This is a genomic window from Pseudomonas sp. HP_14, assembly GCF_055283875.1.
In genome coordinates this window covers 280,362-300,590 of the sequence record NZ_JBTOQI010000001.1, presented here as the reverse complement: position 1 = coordinate 300,590, position 20,229 = coordinate 280,362, and the positions used below count along the sequence as shown (strand labels likewise).

Genomic DNA, 20,229 nt, shown 5'->3' with positions numbered 1-20,229 from the left:
AGCTATGGCGAAGAAACCCAAGAGCGCGGCCTTCATCAAGGATCCGCTCTGGTACAAGGATGCGGTGATTTATCAGGTCCATGTAAAGTCTTTTTATGACTCTAACAACGATGGGATCGGTGATTTTCCGGGCTTGATCTCCAAGCTCGACTACATCGCCGAACTGGGCGTGAATACCATCTGGCTATTGCCGTTCTACCCGTCCCCGCGCCGCGATGACGGCTATGACATCGCTGACTATCGCGGTGTCCACAGCGACTACGGCACCATGGCGGATGCCAAAAAGTTTATTGCCGAGGCGCATAAACGCGGGCTGCGGGTGATCACTGAGCTGGTCATCAATCACACCTCGGATCAGCACCCCTGGTTTCAAAAGGCGCGTACCGCCAAGAAGGGCTCCAAGGCCCGTGATTTCTACGTCTGGTCCGACACCAACGACAAGTACGACGGCACCCGGATCATTTTTCTCGATACCGAGACCTCCAATTGGACCTGGGATCCGGTCGCCGGGCAGTACTTCTGGCATCGTTTCTATTCGCACCAGCCGGATTTGAATTTCGATAATCCGCAGGTCATGAAAGCGGTGCTCGAAGTCATGCGCTACTGGCTGGACATGGGGATCGACGGCCTGCGTCTGGATGCCATTCCGTATTTGATCGAACGCGACGGCACCAACAACGAAAACCTGCCCGAGACCCACGCGGTGCTCAAACAGATCCGTGCTGAAATCGACGCCAATTACCCGGATCGCATGCTGCTGGCAGAGGCCAATCAGTGGCCGGAAGATACCCAGCTGTACTTCGGTGATACCAAGGGTGATGACGGTGATGAATGCCATATGGCGTTTCACTTTCCACTGATGCCGCGCATGTACATGGCGCTGGCTCAGGAGGACCGATTTCCGATCACCGATATCCTGCGCCAGACGCCGGAAATTCCGGCCAACTGCCAGTGGGCGATTTTCCTGCGTAACCACGATGAGCTGACCCTTGAAATGGTCACTGACCGTGAGCGTGATTACCTGTGGAACTACTACGCAGCAGACCGTAGGGCACGCATCAATCTGGGGATTCGTCGCCGTCTGGCTCCGCTGATGGAGCGGGATCGTCGACGTGTCGAGCTGCTCAACAGCATGCTTTTGTCTATGCCAGGCACGCCCACGTTGTACTACGGCGACGAGATTGGCATGGGCGATAACATCTATCTGGGCGACCGTGATGGGGTCCGCACGCCGATGCAGTGGTCCATCGACCGTAACGGCGGGTTCTCGCGCGCTGATCCGGCCAGCCTGGTGTTGCCGCCCATCATGGACCCGCTGTACGGCTTTCAGTCGGTCAATGTCGAGACCCAGAACAACGACCCGCATTCGCTGCTTAACTGGAACCGGCGCATGTTGGCGGTGCGCAAACAACAGAAGGCGTTTGGTCGTGGCGTGCTGAAAATGCTGTCGCCGAGTAATCGCCGGATCCTGGCCTATACCCGTGAATACACCGGGCCGGATGGCAAGACCGAGATCATTTTGTGTGTTGCCAATATGTCCAGCGCCTCGCAGGCCGCCGAACTGGAGCTTTCAGCCTATGCCGGCACGGTCCCGGTTGAAATGCTCGGCGGCAGCGCTTTCCCACCGATTGGCCAACTGACGTATCTGTTGACCTTACCGCCTTATGGCTTTTATTGGTTCTTGCTCGCCGCAGAAAACCAGATGCCGAGTTGGCATGTGGAGCCTGCGCAAAGCATGCCGGACTTCCCGACCATGGTCCTGAAAAAACGCCTCGAAGAATTGCTCGAAGAGCCCTTGCGCACAGTGATGGAACAGAATTCGCTGGCGCTCTATCTGCCGAAGCGCCGCTGGTTTGCCGCAAAGGACAAAACCATCGACAAAGTGCACATCGCTTATGCGGTGCGCTTTGGCGATGCCGCGCATCCGGTTCTGCTTAGCGAAATCGAAGTCACGGCGGGCGATCATCAAGCACGCTACCAACTGCCGTTTGGCATGCTCGCTGAGGATGACATCAGCAGCGCCTTGCCACAGCAACTGGCTTTGGCCCGCGTACGCCGGGGCCGTCAGGTGGGTCTGGTAACCGACGCTTTCACTCTGGAAACTTTTATTCGCGCGGTGGTACACGGCATGCAAGTGCAAACCGCGCTGCAGAGCAGTGAAGGGGAGTTGCGCTTCGAGCACACTTCGCAACTGCAACCGCTGGGTTTGAGTAATGAGTCGGAAGTGCGCTACCTGTCTGCCGAGCAGTCCAACAGCTCGGTGGTGGTAGGCAGCAGCCTGGTGCTGAAGATGATTCGCCGGGTCAATCCGGGCATTCATCCGGAACTGGAAATGGGCGCTTATCTGACCAATGCCGGTTACCAGTACATCTCGCCGCTGCTGGGTTCAGTTGTGCGTGTCGGCAATGACGGCCAGCATCATTTGCTGATGATTGCCCAAGGGTATCTGAGCAATCAGGGCGATGCGTGGGAATGGACTCAAAACAATCTGGAACGCGCTGTGCGTGACGAGATGTCCCACAGTGTTTCCGGCCAGGAACAGCATTACAACGCCTTGCTGGAATTGAAGGATTTCGCCGGTAATCTGGGGCTTCGTCTGGGGGAAATGCACCAGGTGCTGGCGGCTTCAACGGACAATCCGGATTTTGCGGTTGAGGTCACCAGCGTCAAAGACAGCCAGGCTTCCGGCAAAAGCGTCGTTGCACAAATGGAGCATGCGCTGCAATTGCTGGAGCAGAACAAAAGTGCATTGGAACCGGTTGATCAGCAGTTGGTCAGTGATTTGCTGGTCAACCGCAAGAAAGTTCTGGCGCATGTGCAAGCATTGGCCAAACGCTCGGTGGGAGGTCTGCGTATCAGGGTTCACGGTGACCTGCACCTTGGCCAGGTATTGGTGGTCAAGGGCGATGCTTACCTGATCGACTTTGAAGGTGAACCTGCGCGTTCGGTGCAGGAGCGCCGCGCCAAGTACAGCCCGTTCAAGGACGTCAGCGGTGTGTTGCGCTCGTTCGATTACGCGGCGGCGATGGCGGTACGCAGCGCCCAAAGTGTCGACACATCGCCGGAAGCCGGTGCAGCGCGTCGGCGAGTTGCTGAAACTTATTTGAACCAGGCGCGTGAAGCCTTCATCGAAGGTTATCGTTCGGCAACTGCCGGATTGGCCCACGCCTGGAAAGACGCCAAGGGTGAGGCCGCAGCGCTTGAGCTGTTCACCCTGGAAAAAACCGCTTATGAAGTGGTCTACGAAGCTGAGAACCGCCCGACCTGGTTGTCCGTGCCGTTGCAAGGTTTGCGTGGGTTGCTCAATCTGTCTGATGGAGAGTCTTGATGAATGCGCCTGACAAAACCGGCGCGGGCCCGCGACTGATGCCCGCAGCTGTAGACATGGATGCATTGATCCGTGCTGAACACCGTGATCCCTTCTCGATACTGGGTCCCCATGGTGATGGGGCCAATGGTCAGATCATTCGTGCTTACCTGCCCGACGCGCTGAGCGTAACGGTGCTGGCCCGCGAAGGAGGGCATGAGCTGGGCGCGCTGGAAATGAGCGCAGTTCCAGGTTTCTTTATTGGGCGTTTTGCTCAGGTTCAACCTTATCTGTTGAAGATAAACTGGGCCGGTGGCGAGCAAATCACCGAAGACCCCTACAGTTTTGGCCCGCTGCTGGGCGAGATGGACCTCTACCTGTTTGCCGAAGGTAACCATCGCGATCTGAGCAGTTGCCTGGGTGCCCAATTGACCACGGTGGAAGGTATTCAGGGGGTGCGCTTCGCTGTCTGGGCACCCAACGCCCGACGCGTCTCGGTGGTTGGTAGCTTCAATAATTGGGACGGACGTCGTCATCCGATGCGCCTGCGCCACCCTACCGGAGTCTGGGAGGTGTTCGTCCCGCGCCTGCAGCCAGGTGAGCTGTACAAGTTCGAGATTCTGGGCGCCCACGGGATTCTGCCGCTCAAGTCCGACCCGATGGCATTGGCGACGACGTTGCCACCGGACACCGCGTCGAAAGTCTCTGCTCCGCTGCAATTTGAATGGCACGACAACGATTGGCTGCAATCGCGCGGCGAGCGTCATGCGGCCAATGCGCCGCTGTCGATCTATGAGCTGCATGCCGGCTCATGGCAGATGGAACAGAACGATGAAGGCCAGTGGCGTCAGTACAACTGGCGTGAGCTGGCTGATCGCTTGATTCCATACGTTAAAGAACTGGGGTTCACCCATATCGAGCTGATGCCGATCATGGAACACCCGTTCGGTGGATCGTGGGGCTATCAGCTTCTCGCCCAATTCGCACCGACTGCACGTTATGGTTCACCGGAAGATTTCGCCGCGTTCGTCAACGCGTGTCACCAGGCCGAAATCGGCGTGATTCTGGACTGGGTACCTGCGCACTTTCCTACCGATACCCACGGACTGGCACAGTTCGATGGCACCGCCCTGTACGAATATGCCAACCCCCAGGAAGGCTTTCATCAGGACTGGGACACGCTGATCTACAACCTGGGTCGCACCGAAGTACACGGTTTCATGCTGGCTTCGGCGCTGCACTGGCTCAAGCATTACCATATCGACGGCCTGCGAGTAGACGCTGTGGCATCGATGCTTTATCGCGACTATTCGCGCAAAGCCGGTGAGTGGGTGCCCAACCGTTTTGGTGGTCGTGAGAACCTTGAGGCAATCGACTTTTTGCGCCACCTCAACGATGTCGTCGCTCTGGAAGCGCCGGGTACGCTGGTGATCGCTGAAGAGTCTACCGCCTGGCCTGGCGTCAGCCAGAGCACCCAACAGGGTGGTCTGGGCTTTGCCTATAAGTGGAACATGGGCTGGATGCACGACACGCTACACTACATGCAGCAGGACCCGGTTCATCGCGCTCACCACCACGGCGAGCTGAGCTTCGGTCTGATGTACGCCTGGTCCGAGAAATTCATCCTGCCGATTTCTCACGACGAAGTGGTGCATGGCAAGCATTCGCTGATCGACAAAATGCCTGGGGATCGCTGGCAAAAGTTTGCCAACTTGCGGGCTTATCTGACGTTCATGTGGACCCATCCAGGCAAGAAGCTGTTGTTCATGGGCTGTGAGTTTGGGCAGTGGCGTGAATGGAACCACGATGAGCAACTGGACTGGTACCTGTTGCAATACGCCGAGCACATCGGAGTGAAAAAACTGGTGAGCGACCTTAACCGGGTCTATCGCGAAGAAAAAGCACTGCACGAGCGCGACACCGAGCCGATGGGCTTCCAGTGGCTGATCGGCGACGACGCCGCCAACAGCGTGTTCGCCTACATGCGCTGGAGTAAGGAGGGCGAACCTTTGCTGGTGGTTGCCAACCTCACGCCAGTCCCGCGCGAGGCTTATCGCGTGGGTGTGCCCTATGGCGGTAACTGGGTCGAGTTGCTTAACAGCGATGCAGAAATGTACGCAGGCTCAAACCTGGGCAATGGCGGCGGTGTGCATGCTGACGAGATCAAGAGTCATGGTCAGCCCGTATCCCTGTCATTGAACCTGCCACCGCTGGCGGTGTTGATTCTCAAGCCGAGGGCGAGTGAGGGCTAATCGCTTAATCTGAAAGACCGTGCTGCACTTATCGCGGCCAAGCACTGCTCCCACAGATGGACCTCGATCTCCTGTGGGAGCGGTGCTTGCCCGCGATGGGAGCACCCCGAGGGTGGATCGTCTGCAGATCACCAACTCACCCGCACCCCGGCATTGCCCGCCACTCCACTCAAATCCTCATCATCCAGATCGCCGCTGTAATCCACGCTGAGATAAACGCTTACCCCGGGGGATACAGTGGCGACGATGCCTGCGCCTACATCGGCATAGGTGGATCGGTGCTCGGTGTTGATCCTGTCAGTGTGATTGAAAGTGACGGTGTCCTCGCCATCGAAGTTGTGCCACAGATTCGTGCGCACGTAAGGCTCGACGGGCAAACCGCTGACCTTGTAAGTGCTTTTTAGACGCGCGCCCAGCCGGGCTGTATTCCAGGCCTGAGAGTCGAACGATACCTCTGAAATACCGTCGTTCTGGCTGTCGAGTTTGATGTGCTGACTGATCAATTGCGCTTGCGGTTCGATAACCCAGTTCCCGCTCACAGGAAGGGGATAACCGGCTTCAACGGACAACGTCACGGCATGCCCTTCGGTGTCGATGCGTACACCTCGATCCGAACGGCTGTAGCCATCCAGACGGGTGCCCATGGCGACGGCATCGATATACCAGCCCTTGGGGTCGGTCAGTGTCCAGTAAAGCCCGAGGCTGTCACCTTCGAGTTTCAGCTTGCCGGTTTTACGATCCTGAAACCCGCCCGCGAAGCCTTTTACGTCACCGTCGAGTTGGCTATGCCCGGCAAACAGCCCACCGCGTTGAATGCGGCCATTGCCGTGTTGTACGGCATAAACGTCGTGACCGACTTGATAGCCTTTGAGCGAGGTGTCAAGTTTGGGATTAACAGTACCGGACCAGCTTTGTCTGACACTGCTGCCAAATACCCGCGCCCAGCCCGCCGGAGCCCAACCTGACTCTGTTAACAGGCTCTGCTCACCCTGACGGTCATGGAAAGTGCCCAGCGACATCAGCGTCAGCACCGCAGCGGCCGGAGGCACTACGGCGTAGTTCGGGACTTCGAGCCGGTAAAGGGGAATCGGAGCTGCACCGGCCACCGCCGTCGGTAGCGGTGGCGTGCCGACGGCTGCCACTGGCGCAAATGCAGCTGGTTGCACAGGGGCGGTTGTCGGGGGGATTGATATGCCTGGATTGGCGGGTACCGTGGGCGTTGTTGGTGGTATAACGGGCTGGGAGGGTTGAGTTGGAGGTAAAGGCGCTGGCGCTTCTGGTTCGGGGACGGCCAGTGCAAGAGGGGGCACCAGCACGGTTGAGCGCAGGAACCAGCTGTTTTCTGATCCCGCCGTGGCGCCGCCTTTGAACAGGTAATAGTCGTAAGCGCCGACCGACAATGAGTTGCCCAGTGAAAACGCGGTGTTTTCACTGGTGGCGCCGTTAGTGGCCTCTACGACCTGAATACCATTTAGCGCAGTTGCAGCGCCCAGCCCGCCCAGATTGCTGACGTTGATTTGCGTTGTACCGGACAGGCTGCCTTGTGAAACCACCAATCTGTCGCTGGGCGATGCATCGTCAGCCAGTACCGATTGCAGCAATAACCTGGCGTTGTTGCCTGCGTAGTTGCCGTTGACGGAGAGGGTGTCCGTCGCGCTGTCATTGCGGCTCAAGTCCAGTGTGCCGGCACTGTTCAGCGTTGCTGATTGCGCCGCCGTGAACGGGCGGATGCGACCGGAAACCGACGTCAGGGCGCTACTGGCGTCGACGTTCAATACGCCGGTGCCGCTCGCTGTATCCCCGAGTACCATTTCGCCATTGAGCTCCAACAGGCTGCCGTTGCTCAGGTTCACCGTCTCCCAATTGGCATAACGAGCCGGGACGGATGTGTTGACCGCATTGAAAGTGAGCAGGTCGATGCCAGCTCCGCCATCAAGCAGCGGGTTGGCTCCCAGCGTTGCTTCGCTGAGATTGGTCAGGAAGGCGCGGTCATTGCCGTCCGCCATCAGTACCGAGCCTCGGATAAACCCGGCATTGCGCCAGCTGAACGTGTCGTTGCCGAAGCTGGTGCGAATCCCGCCTTTGGCCTCGCCGCCAGAGACGGTGATGGTGTCGTCGCCACCACTGACACTGATCACGCCGCCAATGCTTCCCCCGGACAAAATAATTGTGTCCCGACCAAACCCGGCCACCAGATTATTGATGATGCTACCGCCAGACATATCGAACAGGTTGTTATCCAGCTTCATGTCGACCCGGCCGATGGAACCACCGGTCATACGTGCGATGTCGCCGTCCTCGAAAGCATTGCTGATTGCGCCGCCAGTTATGAGAAAGGTGTCCAGGCCGTCGCCTTGAGTGAGTGAACGCATTGTCCCGCCACTCATGAAAAAATCATCAGGATCAAAGCTCTGATTCACATCGCCAGTGATTTCGCCCGCCGTAATGCGAAAAGTATCCACCCCGGCGCCTTGATTGAAGTCGCCAACGATGCTGCCGGAGTTCATCTCGATACGGTCCTGGCCGACACCGAATGACACATTGCCAATAATGGCGCCTGTGCCCCCCGCAGGAAAAATCAGCGTGTTGTTGCCGCCTGGGTTGGTCAATGGGCCACTGCTGCCGCTGTCACAAATCTGGATGTCGGAGCCGATGGTGGAGTTCAGGTCACAGGCCGCATGGGTCGGGTTGGGGGTGAAGGCTATTGCCAGGGCGATGAGCGTGCAGCCAGTCACACCGTGACGAAACAGTATTTTTCTCATGACCGCGCTCCATGCTGCGAGGTCAGGGAGGCTTTCACTGCTTTATCAATGCCCGGCAACCGCGCTTTAGCCGAGCGACTGCGGTGCAGCCGACCCGGAATCCGGACTGCTTTTCAATAAGCAATCATTTCAACGGGTAACCATCGAAGTTAAGGATACAACCTGCGGCCCGTCAACAAATTGACCAACCACAAGTCTTTATGATGGTTTTTATACGCAACGGCGATTACAGATGGACTTCAACTGCCAAGGGAAGGTGGTCCGAGAGGTGCGTCCAAGGCTTGTTACCCAGAATTCGCGGTTCATGGCTGGTGGCGTTACGCAGGTAAACCCGGTCCAGACGCAGCATCGGGAAGCGCGCAGGGTAGGATTTGGCGAGCGCGCCGTGATGGCGCTCGAACACCTCGTGTAAATACTCACAACGGGCCAGGCGTTTGTTGCCGCGCAACTGCCAGTCGTTGAAATCCCCCGCGATGATCACCGGTGCATGGCTGGGCAGAGAGTCCAGTAGCTTGCAGAGTAAATCCAGTTGTAGCTGACGATGACTTTCCAGCAGGCTCAGGTGTACGCAGATGGCGTGGACTTCATCATGGCCAGGCACTTGTAGAACACAGTGCAGCAGGCCGCGACGCTCGGGCCCGGTGATCGAAATATCCAGATTACGATGTTGCAGGATCGGGTATTTGGACAGTATCGCGTTGCCGTGGTGGCCGTCGGGATACACCGCATTGCGACCGTAGGCGAAGTCACTCCACATACTGTCGGCGAGAAATTCGTAGTGAGAGGTTTCCGGCCAGTCAGCGTGTCGGGACGCGTGCCGTTCATGGCTGCCCAATACTTCCTGAAGGAAGACCAGATCGGCGCTGGTGCTGCGAACGGCCTCGCGCAGCTCGGGCAAAATGAAACGGCGATTGAGCGCGGTAAAGCCTTTGTGGGTATTCACCGTCAGCACGCGCAAGCGATGAATATCAGGGATATCACTCATGTCCACTACGTCGGCATTAACGCCAGCTGGATCAGGGGGCACGCGGATGCTCCTATAAACGGGTATGTAGATCGGACTGGCACGTGATGCACCAGTTCATCTTTTTTATGCCCCGCTAACCTGGGCCTTAGCACGGCGAGACAGCAGCACCGTGAGGCCCAGTCCGCCAATCGACAGCAGCGAAGCAAAGAAGAAAATCCACGAATAGCCCAACCCCAATGCGATTGCGCCCATGATGGGTCCGGCAATCGCCAGCGCCAGATCGAAGAACACTGCGTAAGCACTCAAGCCAGCACTGCGACTACTGGACGGCACTTGCTTGATCGCTTCGACACCCAGCGCCGGATACACCAGTGACAATCCAAGGCCAGTCAGGCCCGCGCCAGTGAGCGCAAAGGCGGTATTGGGCGAAACCCACAGCAACACCAGCCCCAGCGTTTCCACTGCCATGCACAGAATGGCTGAGGTAAAGCCGCCCAGGCGATTGATCGCACCGATGAACAAAAGCCGTGCGGCAATAAAACATACGCCAAAGACACTCAGGCACCAGGCTGCACCTTCCCAGCCGCGGCTGACGTAGAACAGGGTGATGAAGGTGGTCATGGTTCCGTAGCCGATCGACGCGAGGGTCAGGCTCAGGCCGTAAGGAGCAATGCGGCCAAACACCGACCAGAAGGGCAGGCGCTCGCCCTTGATCACCGGCGGTGCCGTTTGTTTACGGATGACCAGTAATGACAGGGAGGCCATCACCGTCAGCGCGATACCCAGGGTGAAGAAGCCCAGCTCATGACTCATCAGGTAGCCCAGCGGCGCGCCGATGGCGATGGCGCCGTAGGAGGCGATACCGTTCCAGGAAATCGCGCGTGCCGTGTGCTCCGGACCGACCTTGCCGATGCACCAACTGATGCTGCCCACGCCGATCAGGCCTTGCGAGACGCCCAGGAACAGCCGGGAAACGATGAGGATGGTCAGGCTGACTTCGGGCAGGTGTTCGAGCAGCGCTGCGGCCAGGGTCAACACGCCGCTGATCGCGATACCAGACATTCCGTACACCACTGCGAGCTTGGTGCCGATGGTGTCGCAAATCTTGCCTGCTGTTGGGCGGCTGAGCAGGGTGGCCAGGTATTGAGAGCCGATCACCAGGCCCGCGACTACTGCGCTGAAGCCTAGCTGGTCATGCACATAACCGGGCAGCACCGCGATCGGCAAGCCGATACAGAGGAAGGCAACGAAGGTGTAGAAAACCACGGAAACGATCTGCAGGGTGATCGTCATGGAGCTGGGCTGTGCAACGGGCGGCGGGGTGGCAACAGACATGGGGCTCTTTCGCTGGCAGGCGGTAGGGAGTGGCCACATCATGGCCTTGCACGCAAACAAATGAAAGCATGCTAACGATGTGAAGGCGCAACAATTTGTAAAACAGTAATTGCTGGAATTCTCAGGTAGTCATAGGATGACTGACCACAATCATAAAAACAAAGGATCCTTACTGTGAGCAAACCTCTTCTCATGGCTGCGGCCGTTATCTGCGGGTTAAGCATGAACGCCAATGCCTCGACTTTCGCTTACATTTCCAGCCCTGTTGACGGACTGATTTCCCAGTACAGCCTTGATGAAGCGAGCGGTAAGCTGAGTCTGGTGGAGCAGACCAAAGCGGGGGATATGGTTAACCCGATGGCGATCAGCCCGGACGGTAAAGTCCTTTATGCCGCGTTGCGGGTCAAACCCTTCCAGGTCCTGGGCTTCAGCATTGATGCCAAAAGCGGGCACTTGACTGACCTATCCCGAGGCCCGCTGGCCGAGAGCCTGGCTTACCTGTCTACTGACCGCAGCGGTCGCTTTTTGATGGGCGCGTCTTACGGCGCTGACGCCATTACGGTTCAGGCTATTGATGCGGCGAAGAAGCCTGACGACAAAATCCAGACCTACAAAACCGGTCCGCATGCGCACTCTGTACGCACCGACCCGAGCAACCGTTTCGCCTACGCCGGCAATCTCGGTGCCGACCACGTGCTGCAGTATCGGCTGGACGACAAGACCGGAGCGCTGACGCCAATCGGCAGTGGTTTCGTCAGCGTGCCTGCCAAAACCGGGCCACGGCATTTGGCGTTTTCCAGTGATGGCAAGTTTCTGTTTGTCGACGGCGAGATGAGCGGCACTGTCACAGCGTTCTCGATTGACGACAAAACCGGTGCGTTGACGCAAGTCGCACAAGCCAGCGGTATTCCGGGACGCCTGAAGCTGGTCCACGGCGAAGTGCGTGATGCGAGCAACAACGATTTGAAAGACGATCCGACGCCGCGCATCTGGGCGGCTGACCTGCGTTTGTCGCCAGACGGCAAGTTGCTGTTCATGACTGAACGCACCACCAGTTCGGTATCAGCATTCGCTGTCAATGGCGCAACCGGTGCGCTGACCTTCCTTGATAACTACCCGGTGGAAGAGAAGCAGCCACGCAACATCGCCTTCTCGCCCAATGGTAAATGGCTATTGGTGACCGGTGAGAAAGCCGACAAGGTGGGTGTTTACGGGGTGGGTGACAAGGGCGCACTGACGCGTGTCAGTGAAGCCGAGTCCGGCAAGGGCGCGTTGTGGATTGAGGTGTTGCAGCTCAAGTAATGCTTGTCTGGAAATGAAAAAAGCCCGGTCAGATTGACCGGGCTTTTTCGTTTTGAGGCTCTGAGAAAGGTCTCGGAACTGTAGTGCTACCCCGGTAGGAGCGAACTTGTTCGCGAGGCGCCATTCCAGTAACAGCCTTACTGCATGACACTCCGCTTCGCCAACAAGTTGGCTCCTACCGGTTTTGCAAGCTCAGAGATTGATCAGGCCAATCAGAACACCACACCCTGGCTACGCAGGTAGTCATCGTAGGTGCCGCTGAAGTCGGTCACGCCGTCCGGGGTCAGCTCGATGATGCGGGTGGCCAGCGAGGACACGAACTCACGGTCGTGGCTGACGAATATCAACGTGCCTGGATAGTTTTCCAGTGCCAGGTTCAGCGCTTCGATGGATTCCATGTCCAGGTGGTTGGTCGGTTCGTCCATGATCAGCACGTTTGGCTTTTGCAGGATCAGCTTGCCGAACAGCATGCGACCTTGCTCACCACCGGAGATCACTTTGACCGATTTCTGAATCTCGTCGTTGGAGAACAGCATCCGGCCCAAAGTACCGCGAATCATTTGCTCGCCCTGAGTCCACTGGCCCATCCAGTCGAACAGCGTCACGTCATTTTCGAAGTCGTGAGCGTGATCCTGAGCGTAGTAACCCAGCTCCGCGGCGTCGGTCCACTTGACACTACCGGCGTCCGGAGTCAGTTCGTTGACCAGCGTGCGCAGCAGGGTGGTCTTGCCGATACCGTTCGGGCCGATGATCGCCACGCGCTCGCCAGCTTCAACCTGGAAGCTGAAGTCCTTGAACAGTGTCTTGCCGTCGAAGCCTTTGGCCATGCGCTCGACGATGACCGCCTGACGGTGCAGCTTTTTAGTCTGCTCGAAACGGATGAACGGGCTGACACGGCTCGAAGGCTTGACTTCGGCCAGCTGGATCTTGTCGATCGCCTTGGCACGGGAAGTGGCCTGTTTGGCTTTCGAGGCGTTGGCCGAGAAGCGGCTGACGAAGGATTGCAGCTCGGAAATCTGCGCCTTCTTCTTGGCGTTGTCCGACAGCAATTGCTCGCGGGACTGGGTCGCCACGGTCATGTACTCGTCGTAGTTGCCCGGGAACAGACGCAACTCGCCGTAATCCAGGTCAGCCATGTGGGTGCACACGCTGTTCAGGAAGTGACGGTCGTGAGAGATGATGATCATCAGGCTGTTACGCTGGGTCAGGATGTTTTCCAGCCAGCGAATGGTGTTGATGTCCAAGTGGTTGGTCGGTTCGTCGAGCAGCAGCACTTCAGGATCGGAGAACAGTGCCTGCGCCAGCAATACACGCAGTTTCCAGCCTGGCGAAACTTCACTCATCGGGCCGTTGTGCTGTTCGATGCCGATACCCAGACCCAGCAGCAACTCACCGGCGCGGGATTCGGCGGTGTAGCCGTCCATCTCTGCGAATTCGGTTTCCAGCTCGGCCACAGCCATGCCGTCTTCTTCGGTCATTTCCGGCATCGAGTAGATGCGGTCACGCTCCGCCTTGACCTTCCACAGCTCTTCGTGACCCATGATCACGGTATCGATCACGGTGAATTCTTCGTAGGCGAACTGATCCTGGCGCAGTTTACCCAGACGAACGTTCGGTTCGAGCATCACTTGCCCACCGGAAGGCTCCAGATCGCCGCCCAGGATCTTCATGAAGGTGGATTTACCGCAGCCGTTGGCGCCGATCAGGCCGTAACGGTTACCGGCACCAAACTTGACCGAGACGTTCTCGAACAAGGGCTTGGCGCCGAACTGCATGGTGATATTCGCTGTGGAGATCAATTACCTTACCTTTCAATAACTTGGGATTTGGCTGTAGCAGCCGGTACCGATGTGATGCCCGTTTCCGTCTTTGCCCTGGCGATTTTTATCACGGGCCGAGGGCCATTCTTTGGGCCATATCTAGCCAGCATCTGCGCCCCGTTGGGGGGGATGACTGGAAATGAATGCGGGATTCATGCCGAATTTGGCGCGCATTGTCGCATAGAGTGAGTGGCAGTTGTATGGCAGGCAGGATTAATCATACATCGCGTGCGCGCCGTCCCTGATACACCGACTTGCCAATAAGGTGACTGGCACAGGGCACAGGGCCCAAACAGCAACGTGCACCACTCGCGGACTGAACTGGCGCTTTGCGGCCGATGTCTAGTAACCATCGCTTCCACATTCGGAAGCTGTTCCTGGAGTACAGCCCGTGAATATTTTTGAAGCCCTGAGAGAAAGCCATGATCGCCAGCGTGGCTACGCCGACATTCTGGTCAAAACCAGCGGCGACAGCGCTGAGCGTGTTGAGGCCTACAAACAGTTGAAAGCCGAACTTCAGGCTCACGAAACCGCCGAAGAGCGTTTCTTCTATATACCGCTGATGGAACACGACAATGGCGTGGACCTGAGTCGTCATGCGATCTCGGAACACCATGAGATGGACGAGATGATGGAAACGCTGGACGAGACTGAAATGTCCAGCCCGGCCTGGCTGGCTACCGCCAAGAAGCTGTCCGAGAAGGTTCACCATCACTTGAAGGAAGAAGAGCAGAAGTTCTTTCAGATGGCGGGCAAACTGCTTGATGAAAAACAAAAAGAAGCCTTGGCGGGTAAGTACGTCAAAGAGTACGAAGAACAACTCACCGACGCTTGAACCCGTGGGGCGGCGCGCATGCTTCCTCGATGCCCGGTGCCTGGCGGTGTAGAATCCGCCTTTTAATCCTTAAGGATTGTCATGAAGCTTCTGATCTCGGTAATGGCCCTGACGGTGTTGGCAGGTTGTACTTCGCCATCCAACCAGGCACGGGCTGTTGGCCCCTACAAAACCTATTCTAGCCAGAAAGCTGCTGCGGTCGTTGCGCAGTGCATAGAGTATTCCTGGCAGGATGAAGCGTTGATGGGCGCCGAGGCTGATGCCTTCATGCAGTCCACCGAGAAGGGCTTTACGGTTTACAACACCGGCGCAGAGTTCTTCGTCGATGTGCAGCCCCAAGGCGGTGCAAGTGCGATCCGCTATTACGCGCCACCGTCGAATCCGGCAGCAGAACGTCGAGGCGCTGCACTGGCGACCTGTCTGTAAGTTTGCTCGTGGGACGGGCTTCAGCCGGGAAGGCGATATTCCTGATCACAGTCATGCAGCGAATGCGCCGGCCCTTTCCCGGCTAAAGCGGGGCCCACGCCGTGAATTCTGGCAAAACTACGCAAGTGCGACGCAAAAAAGCCCGACTCACAGAGCCGGGCTTTTTCACATGCGTGTAAGTGACGATCAATTATCGTCAGAACCTGCTGCGCCACCGCCGGTACCGTTAGGACCGTTCTTTCCAGGAGCGCCTGTCTTGCCTACGCCGCTGCCAGTGGTGCCGCCGTCAACCGACTTGCCAGCACCTGAACCTGTTGCGCGACCGTTTGCGTTGGGCTCTGCCTTGGTACTGCCCGACGATGGCGCCGGATGGGTGCCAGGCGGTACTGCCGAGCCACTTTGCACGCCGCCCGTTTCAGGCTTTACCGGGCCGGTGCTGGAGGAAGCTGCGAATGCGGAACCAAACGAAAGTGAAAGCAGGCCTGCAAGCAACAAGTTAGTCGTCTTTGACTTCATCATGGTACGTCTCCAATTTATGAGCGATACCTGATATTGGTCAGCCACTCTCGCACTAGAGTGCCCTTGGTGGCGACGAACGGTCATGGTGTGCTGGCCAGGCTCAAGGCTCCAGCTTGTTGAGCTCGCAATATTCCACCCAATCCATACCGGCCATCTGCGCCACCTCCTTGTGCACTTCACGCCGCTGGCTTTCATATTCCTCTGGGCTTGCGGCAGTCAGTTGCAGTGTCAGCTCCCAGGCAAACAAGCCTTGCAACTCGGCCTGCGCCTCGAAGGCTTCATGCAAACGCTCTTCACGATATTGTTCCCGGGTCAATCCGGCAGCCTGAGCGGCTAGCGGATTGAGTTTTTCCAGCTCCTGCTGCAGTTCAGGACGCTGAGCCAGAAACGTTTCCAGCGCCAATTGATGCGGATGTTCTGCTGTAGCCATTGGATCTCCAAAGTGAGTGTTTCCGGGCGTGTGATCAAACAGACCGTCACTGATGATACTCGTTGGTTTTTTTCCATCCAGTGCTGTGGCACACTCGGAGTCATTATTCCGCTATTTCAGATTGTATTCCGCTATAGCGGAATTGATGTGTCGGTATGAGATTGTCTTGCGTTTCGGACATTGCGCTTTGGCAACATAGGATTGTTGGAGCGAGGCTTGCCCGCGAAGAGCGATAACGCGGTATATCCGGGTCATCGCGCCGACTGGTTCGCGGGCAAGTCGGATCGCCGCCCGCTCGCTCCAACAGTTTATTCAGTTGATTGAGTTCTATTTGAGAGGAGAGCTTCATGAGCATCACTCGTTATGGCGCCGGTAGCGTTGCCGGTGGCGGTCAGCCGCGTCCTTTCGCTCGCGCGGTTGAAGCCGACGGTTGGTTGCATGTTTCGGGTCAGGTACCCGCAGAAAACGGCGAAATCATTGTGGGCGGTATCGTCGAGCAAACTCACAAGACGCTGCAAAATCTGGTCGCGATCCTTACCGAAGCGGGTTATGGGCTGGAAGATGTAGTACGGGTCGGCGTCTGGCTGGAAGACCCAAGGGATTTCTGGAGCTTCAACAAGGTGTTTGGCGAATACTTCACATCCGAACACGCTCCTGCTCGTGCCTGCGTGCAGGCCAGCATGATGGTCGACTGCAAGGTCGAGATTGACTGCATCGCTTACAAGAAAAAAGCCTGAGTTTCACCACCATCTGTAGGAGCTGCCGAAGGCTGCGAAGCGTTTATCCAGACATACCGCGATCGCAGCCTTCGGCAGCTCCTACAAGTCCAGTGTTGTCACGAGACCGCGCGATGCCGTCGACGCAAGGGCGGCGCCTAAAGAAATATCGCATTGGGTAACTTTCGATGGATAACCGAATATGACCGAAGACACCATCAAACGCCGTGCCCGTGGGCTAGACCGGGCGTTTGATATCCTCGATTTTCTCAAGGAGCAGGGGACGCCGATGCGGCCCAACGAGATCGCCAGTGGCATAGGCAGCCCCAAGTCGACGGTTTATGAATTGGTCGGCTTATTGCTGGAACGGCGCATCCTTGAGTCGGTTGGCAACGACGGCCAGGTGTATCTGGGACGTCAGTTGTATTTTCTGGGTCAGGCGCATCTGCGTCACTTCGACTTTACTCGCGAAGCGCAGATCAGCCTCGGCGAAATCGTCAGCCAGACGCGTGAAACCGCGCAGATGTGCCTGCTTAATGGCCGCAAGTACACCGTCGCACTGATGAAGGAAGGCGAACGACACTTCCGGATCTCTTCCAATATTGGCGAGAACGCACCGATTCCGTGGACCGCCTCCGGGCGTTTGCTGCTTTGCCATTTGAGTGACCAGGAGATTGTTGACCTGATTGACGCCGAGGACTTCATCCTGCCCGATGGTCAGCGGCTGCCGCTTGAAACGTTTCTGAGTGAAATTCGCAAGGCCGGTGAGGAGGGCTTTTTCTCGTTTGATAGCGTTGCAGACACCTTCACCCATTGTTTCGCTGCGCCGGTGAGGAATGAACATGGCGTGTGCATTGCAACGCTGTGCATCGTCGCCCCGCGGGCTGACGCCAAAAACCATTACGCCGACTACCGCAGGGTGCTGATTGACAGTGCTAACGGGCTGGCGCGTCGCATCAACGAATAATACCCGGGAGACCACCATGACTATTGCAGCAGTAGAAAAGGGCGCCGCCGCACCAGGCGATCATCTGGTACGTGACGTAAGCCTGCCAGCCCTGGTCATTCACCGTCAGGCGCTGGATCACAACATTCGCTGGATGCAGGCGTTCGTCACCAACAGCGGTGCCGAACTGGCTCCGCATGGCAAGACGAGCATGGTGCCGGCCTTGTTTCGTCGGCAACTGGAAGAAGGCGCCTGGGGCATGACCCTGGCCACCGCCGTGCAAACCCGTGCAGCCTACGCCCATGGGGCTCGCCGGGTGCTGATGGCTAATCAGTTGGTAGGCACCGCTAACATGGCGTTGATCGCTGATCTGCTTGCCGACTCCATGTTCGACTTCCACTGCATGGTCGATCATCCGGACAATGTGGCGGCCCTGGGCGAGTTCTTCGCTGCGCGCGGGCTGCGTCTGAACGTGATGATCGAATATGGTGTGGTGGGAGGCCGCTGTGGTTGTCGCAGTGAGCAACAGGTGCTTGATCTGGCTGAAGCGATTGCCGCTCAGCCGGCCTTGGCTCTAACCGGTATCGAAGGTTACGAAGGGGTTATTCACGGCGACCAGGCTGAAAGCGGTATTCGTGCTTTTGCAGCGTCACTGGTGCGACTGGCGGTGGACTTGCAGGATCGTGGTGCATTTGCGCGGGAACGGCCAATTGTCACCGCCTCGGGCTCGGCCTGGTATGACCTGATCGCTGAAGCGTTTGACGAGCGTCAGGTGCGTGAGCGGTTTCTTGGCGTGCTGCGCCCCGGGAGTTATGTCGTGCATGACCATGGCATCTATAAAGATGCGCAGTGCTGCGTGCTGGATCGCCGCTCTGATTTGCATGAAGGCTTGCGCCCCGCAATGGAAGTCTGGGCTCATGTGCAGTCCATGCCGGAGCCAGGTTTTGCAGTGATCGCCCTGGGTAAACGTGACGTGGCTTATGACGCCGGTTTGCCCAGCCCGTTGCTCTGCTACAAACCGGGCGTCGTGCCTGCTCAGGGCGTAGATGTCAGCGCTTGCAAGGTCACTGCGGTAATGGATCAGCATGCGTTCATGACCGTGGCACCGGGCTGCGAGCTGAAAGTCGGCGACATCATTGCCTTTGGTTCTTCCCACCCGTGTCTGACCTTCGACAAATGGCGCCTGGGTTGCCTGGTGGATGAAAACCTTCAGGTTATCGAAAGTTTCGACACGTATTTCTAACGTCGGGAGTCGCGCTCAATGAGTGAGCTGATCAGTTATAGCCACCCACGGATCGCCTTGATCGGCGAATGCATGATCGAACTGCAGCAGCATGCCAGCGGTACGCTTCAGCAGAGTTTTGGTGGCGATACGCTGAATACCGCGGTTTACATGTCTCGGGTGCTTGGCCATGGCGCACAGGTGGATTATGTGACTGCGCTGGGCGATGACAGCTTCAGTGATGCCATGTGCCAAGGGTGGGAGCAAGAGGGGATTGGCCTGAGCAGGGTGCAGCGATTGCCAGACCGATTGCCAGGCCTGTACTGCATTCAGACAGATCCTTGCGGCGAGCGTCGCTTCCTGTACTGGCGTAACGAAGCCGCCGTGCGTGACTGCTTCGCAACCGCGCAGGCCGACGCCATTCTCGGTGCGCTGCCGGATTATGATCTGTTGTATCTGAGTGGCGTGACCCTGGCGGTGTTGGGCGAGGAGGGCCGCCAGCGGCTGTTTACAGCCTTGGCCCAAGCTCGTGTGCGAGGCACGAGAGTTGCGTTCGATAACAACTATCGACCGCGACTCTGGGCATCAGTCGAACAGGCGCGTGAGGCGTATCGTGCGTGCCTGGCTCATGTTGATGCGGCGTTACTGACCGAGGAGGACGAGCAGGCATTGTTCGGTTATGCCGAGAGCGAGCAACTGTTGAGCGCCTACCGCGAGCTGGGTATCAGCGAAGTCGTGGTCAAGCGGGGTTCGCAAAGCTGTCTGGTGGAATCGGGGGGTGAACGCTTTGAAATTCCTGCTCGTCGAGTGGAGCGGGTCATCGATAGCACCGCGGCAGGGGATTCGTTCAGCGCGGCTTATCTATCGACGCGTCTGCGCGGCGGCAGCCCGGTACAGGCCGCCGAAGCAGGACATCGGCTGGCCAGCGTCGTGATTCAGCACCCCGGGGCTTTGATTCCCAAGAGCGTGATGCCGGGTTTGTAGGTGACGCCGCGCCGCTCGTTCAATCCGCAGGACCGCATTGCATTAATAAGACGTGGTCGTGCATAGCAATCTTCAATCCCGATAAAACACTTGAACCAGGTGATAACCAAACTTGCTCTTGACCGGCCCGTGCACCGTGCGCAGTGGTTTTTTGAAGATGACTTGATCAATCGCACCGACCATTTGTCCGGGGCGGACTTCGCCCAGATCACCACCGCGTTTGCCGGACGGGCAGGTTGAATGCTTCTTGGCCAAAACGTCGAACGCTTCGCCCTTGGCAATGCGTTGTTTGAGTTGTTCGGCCTCTTCGGCGGTTTTCACCAGAATGTGGCGGGCTTGGGCTTTCATGAGTCAGGAGCCTGAAGAAAAAACGGCGGCCATTATCACACAGCAATGAGCCGCCTGC

General features: G+C 57.6%; 16 protein-coding genes. 9 read left to right on the top strand and 7 right to left on the bottom strand.

The window, feature by feature from the left end; all coding sequences use genetic code 11:
• The first annotated feature begins 4 nt into the window (after positions 1 to 4).
• Both treS and glgB read left to right on the top strand, forming a co-directional pair.
• Positions 5 to 3,328: a maltose alpha-D-glucosyltransferase gene (treS, locus tag ACYASS_RS01295; RefSeq protein ID WP_463584743.1), complete on the top strand. Its 3,324-nt coding sequence runs from the start codon at positions 5 to 7 to the stop codon at positions 3,326 to 3,328.
• On the top strand, positions 3,328 to 5,559 hold the full coding sequence (glgB, locus tag ACYASS_RS01290; RefSeq protein ID WP_463584742.1) for a 1,4-alpha-glucan branching protein GlgB: 2,232 nt from the start codon (positions 3,328 to 3,330) through the stop codon (positions 5,557 to 5,559). Before treS ends, glgB begins: the two co-directional genes overlap by 1 nt.
• 128 nt (positions 5,560 to 5,687) lie before the next feature.
• Here the strand turns inward: glgB and ACYASS_RS01285 are convergent, their stop codons facing one another.
• From ACYASS_RS01285 to ACYASS_RS01275, 3 genes are all read right to left on the bottom strand, one after another.
• The gene (locus tag ACYASS_RS01285) at positions 5,688 to 8,321 is read right to left on the bottom strand and encodes an autotransporter family protein (protein WP_463584741.1); all 2,634 of its coding nucleotides are present in this window, start codon (positions 8,319 to 8,321) and stop codon (positions 5,688 to 5,690) included.
• Between the two features lie 226 nt (positions 8,322 to 8,547).
• The gene (locus ACYASS_RS01280) at positions 8,548 to 9,306 is read right to left on the bottom strand and encodes an endonuclease/exonuclease/phosphatase family protein (RefSeq protein ID WP_243247077.1); all 759 of its coding nucleotides are present in this window, start codon (positions 9,304 to 9,306) and stop codon (positions 8,548 to 8,550) included.
• A 105-nt stretch (positions 9,307 to 9,411) separates the two neighbouring features.
• A complete protein-coding gene (locus ACYASS_RS01275; RefSeq protein WP_463584740.1) occupies positions 9,412 to 10,623 on the bottom strand; it encodes an MFS transporter in 1,212 nt (403 codons plus the stop codon).
• A gap of 174 nt (positions 10,624 to 10,797) precedes the next feature.
• Here ACYASS_RS01275 and ACYASS_RS01270 point away from each other — a divergent pair, with 174 nt between their 5' ends.
• Positions 10,798 to 11,925, top strand: a complete 1,128-nt coding sequence (locus ACYASS_RS01270) for a lactonase family protein (protein WP_463584739.1) — start codon at positions 10,798 to 10,800, stop codon at positions 11,923 to 11,925.
• A gap of 212 nt (positions 11,926 to 12,137) precedes the next feature.
• Here the strand turns inward: ACYASS_RS01270 and ACYASS_RS01265 are convergent, their stop codons facing one another.
• Positions 12,138 to 13,724, bottom strand: a complete 1,587-nt coding sequence (locus tag ACYASS_RS01265; RefSeq protein WP_463584738.1) for an ABC-F family ATPase — start codon at positions 13,722 to 13,724, stop codon at positions 12,138 to 12,140.
• A 412-nt stretch (positions 13,725 to 14,136) separates the two neighbouring features.
• Between ACYASS_RS01265 and ACYASS_RS01260 the strand changes: the two genes are divergently transcribed.
• Together ACYASS_RS01260 and ACYASS_RS01255 are read left to right on the top strand one after the other, a co-directional pair.
• Positions 14,137 to 14,580: a hemerythrin domain-containing protein gene (locus tag ACYASS_RS01260; protein ID WP_463584737.1), complete on the top strand. Its 444-nt coding sequence runs from the start codon at positions 14,137 to 14,139 to the stop codon at positions 14,578 to 14,580.
• An 81-nt stretch (positions 14,581 to 14,661) separates the two neighbouring features.
• A complete protein-coding gene (locus ACYASS_RS01255) occupies positions 14,662 to 15,006 on the top strand; it encodes a 2-oxoacid ferredoxin oxidoreductase (protein WP_463584736.1) in 345 nt (114 codons plus the stop codon).
• Positions 15,007 to 15,192: 186 nt separating this feature from the next.
• On the opposite strand, the gene ACYASS_RS01250 is transcribed toward ACYASS_RS01255, so the two are convergent.
• Entirely contained in the window at positions 15,193 to 15,525 is a 333-nt protein-coding gene (locus ACYASS_RS01250) for a hypothetical protein (protein ID WP_463584735.1), read from the bottom strand.
• A 100-nt stretch (positions 15,526 to 15,625) separates the two neighbouring features.
• A complete protein-coding gene (locus ACYASS_RS01245; protein ID WP_463584734.1) occupies positions 15,626 to 15,955 on the bottom strand; it encodes a DUF6388 family protein in 330 nt (109 codons plus the stop codon).
• Positions 15,956 to 16,302: 347 nt separating this feature from the next.
• Here ACYASS_RS01245 and ACYASS_RS01240 point away from each other — a divergent pair, with 347 nt between their 5' ends.
• The 4 genes from ACYASS_RS01240 (at position 16,303) to kdgK (ending at position 19,823) form a co-directional block, all read left to right on the top strand.
• Positions 16,303 to 16,692 (top strand): RidA family protein, encoded by a 390-nt coding sequence (locus tag ACYASS_RS01240; RefSeq protein WP_463584733.1) that lies wholly within the window; start codon positions 16,303 to 16,305, stop codon positions 16,690 to 16,692.
• Between the two features lie 181 nt (positions 16,693 to 16,873).
• Positions 16,874 to 17,638, top strand: coding sequence for an IclR family transcriptional regulator (locus ACYASS_RS01235; protein WP_463584732.1), 765 nt, complete (start codon positions 16,874 to 16,876; stop codon positions 17,636 to 17,638).
• 16 nt (positions 17,639 to 17,654) lie between these two features.
• On the top strand, positions 17,655 to 18,860 hold the full coding sequence (locus ACYASS_RS01230) for an amino acid deaminase (protein WP_463584731.1): 1,206 nt from the start codon (positions 17,655 to 17,657) through the stop codon (positions 18,858 to 18,860).
• 18 nt (positions 18,861 to 18,878) lie between these two features.
• Positions 18,879 to 19,823, top strand: coding sequence for a 2-dehydro-3-deoxygluconokinase (kdgK, locus tag ACYASS_RS01225; protein WP_463584730.1), 945 nt, complete (start codon positions 18,879 to 18,881; stop codon positions 19,821 to 19,823).
• A gap of 72 nt (positions 19,824 to 19,895) precedes the next feature.
• Here the strand turns inward: kdgK and ACYASS_RS01220 are convergent, their stop codons facing one another.
• Positions 19,896 to 20,171 carry a peptidylprolyl isomerase gene (locus ACYASS_RS01220; RefSeq protein WP_463584729.1) on the bottom strand — a complete coding sequence of 92 codons (276 nt, stop codon included), beginning with the start codon at positions 20,169 to 20,171 and terminating at the stop codon, positions 19,896 to 19,898.
• Positions 20,172 to 20,229: the final 58 nt, after the last annotated feature.

Excerpts from the sequence above, each read along its gene's own strand:
- ACYASS_RS01250 (WP_463584735.1), bottom strand. The coding sequence starts at position 15,525 with ATGATGAAGTCAAAGACGACTAACTTGTTGCTTGCAGGCCTGCTTTCA.
- ACYASS_RS01220 (WP_463584729.1), bottom strand. The coding sequence starts at position 20,171 with ATGAAAGCCCAAGCCCGCCACATTCTGGTGAAAACCGCCGAAGAGGCC.
- treS (WP_463584743.1), top strand. The coding sequence starts at position 5 with ATGGCGAAGAAACCCAAGAGCGCGGCCTTCATCAAGGATCCGCTCTGG.
- ACYASS_RS01275 (WP_463584740.1), bottom strand. The coding sequence starts at position 10,623 with ATGTCTGTTGCCACCCCGCCGCCCGTTGCACAGCCCAGCTCCATGACG.
- kdgK (WP_463584730.1), top strand. The coding sequence starts at position 18,879 with ATGAGTGAGCTGATCAGTTATAGCCACCCACGGATCGCCTTGATCGGC.
- ACYASS_RS01240 (WP_463584733.1), top strand. The coding sequence starts at position 16,303 with ATGAGCATCACTCGTTATGGCGCCGGTAGCGTTGCCGGTGGCGGTCAG.
- glgB (WP_463584742.1), top strand. The coding sequence starts at position 3,328 with ATGAATGCGCCTGACAAAACCGGCGCGGGCCCGCGACTGATGCCCGCA.
- ACYASS_RS01230 (WP_463584731.1), top strand. The coding sequence starts at position 17,655 with ATGACTATTGCAGCAGTAGAAAAGGGCGCCGCCGCACCAGGCGATCAT.
- ACYASS_RS01255 (WP_463584736.1), top strand. The coding sequence starts at position 14,662 with ATGAAGCTTCTGATCTCGGTAATGGCCCTGACGGTGTTGGCAGGTTGT.
- ACYASS_RS01235 (WP_463584732.1), top strand. The coding sequence starts at position 16,874 with ATGACCGAAGACACCATCAAACGCCGTGCCCGTGGGCTAGACCGGGCG.
- ACYASS_RS01285 (WP_463584741.1), bottom strand. The coding sequence starts at position 8,321 with ATGAGAAAAATACTGTTTCGTCACGGTGTGACTGGCTGCACGCTCATC.
- ACYASS_RS01245 (WP_463584734.1), bottom strand. The coding sequence starts at position 15,955 with ATGGCTACAGCAGAACATCCGCATCAATTGGCGCTGGAAACGTTTCTG.
- ACYASS_RS01280 (WP_243247077.1), bottom strand. The coding sequence starts at position 9,306 with ATGAGTGATATCCCTGATATTCATCGCTTGCGCGTGCTGACGGTGAAT.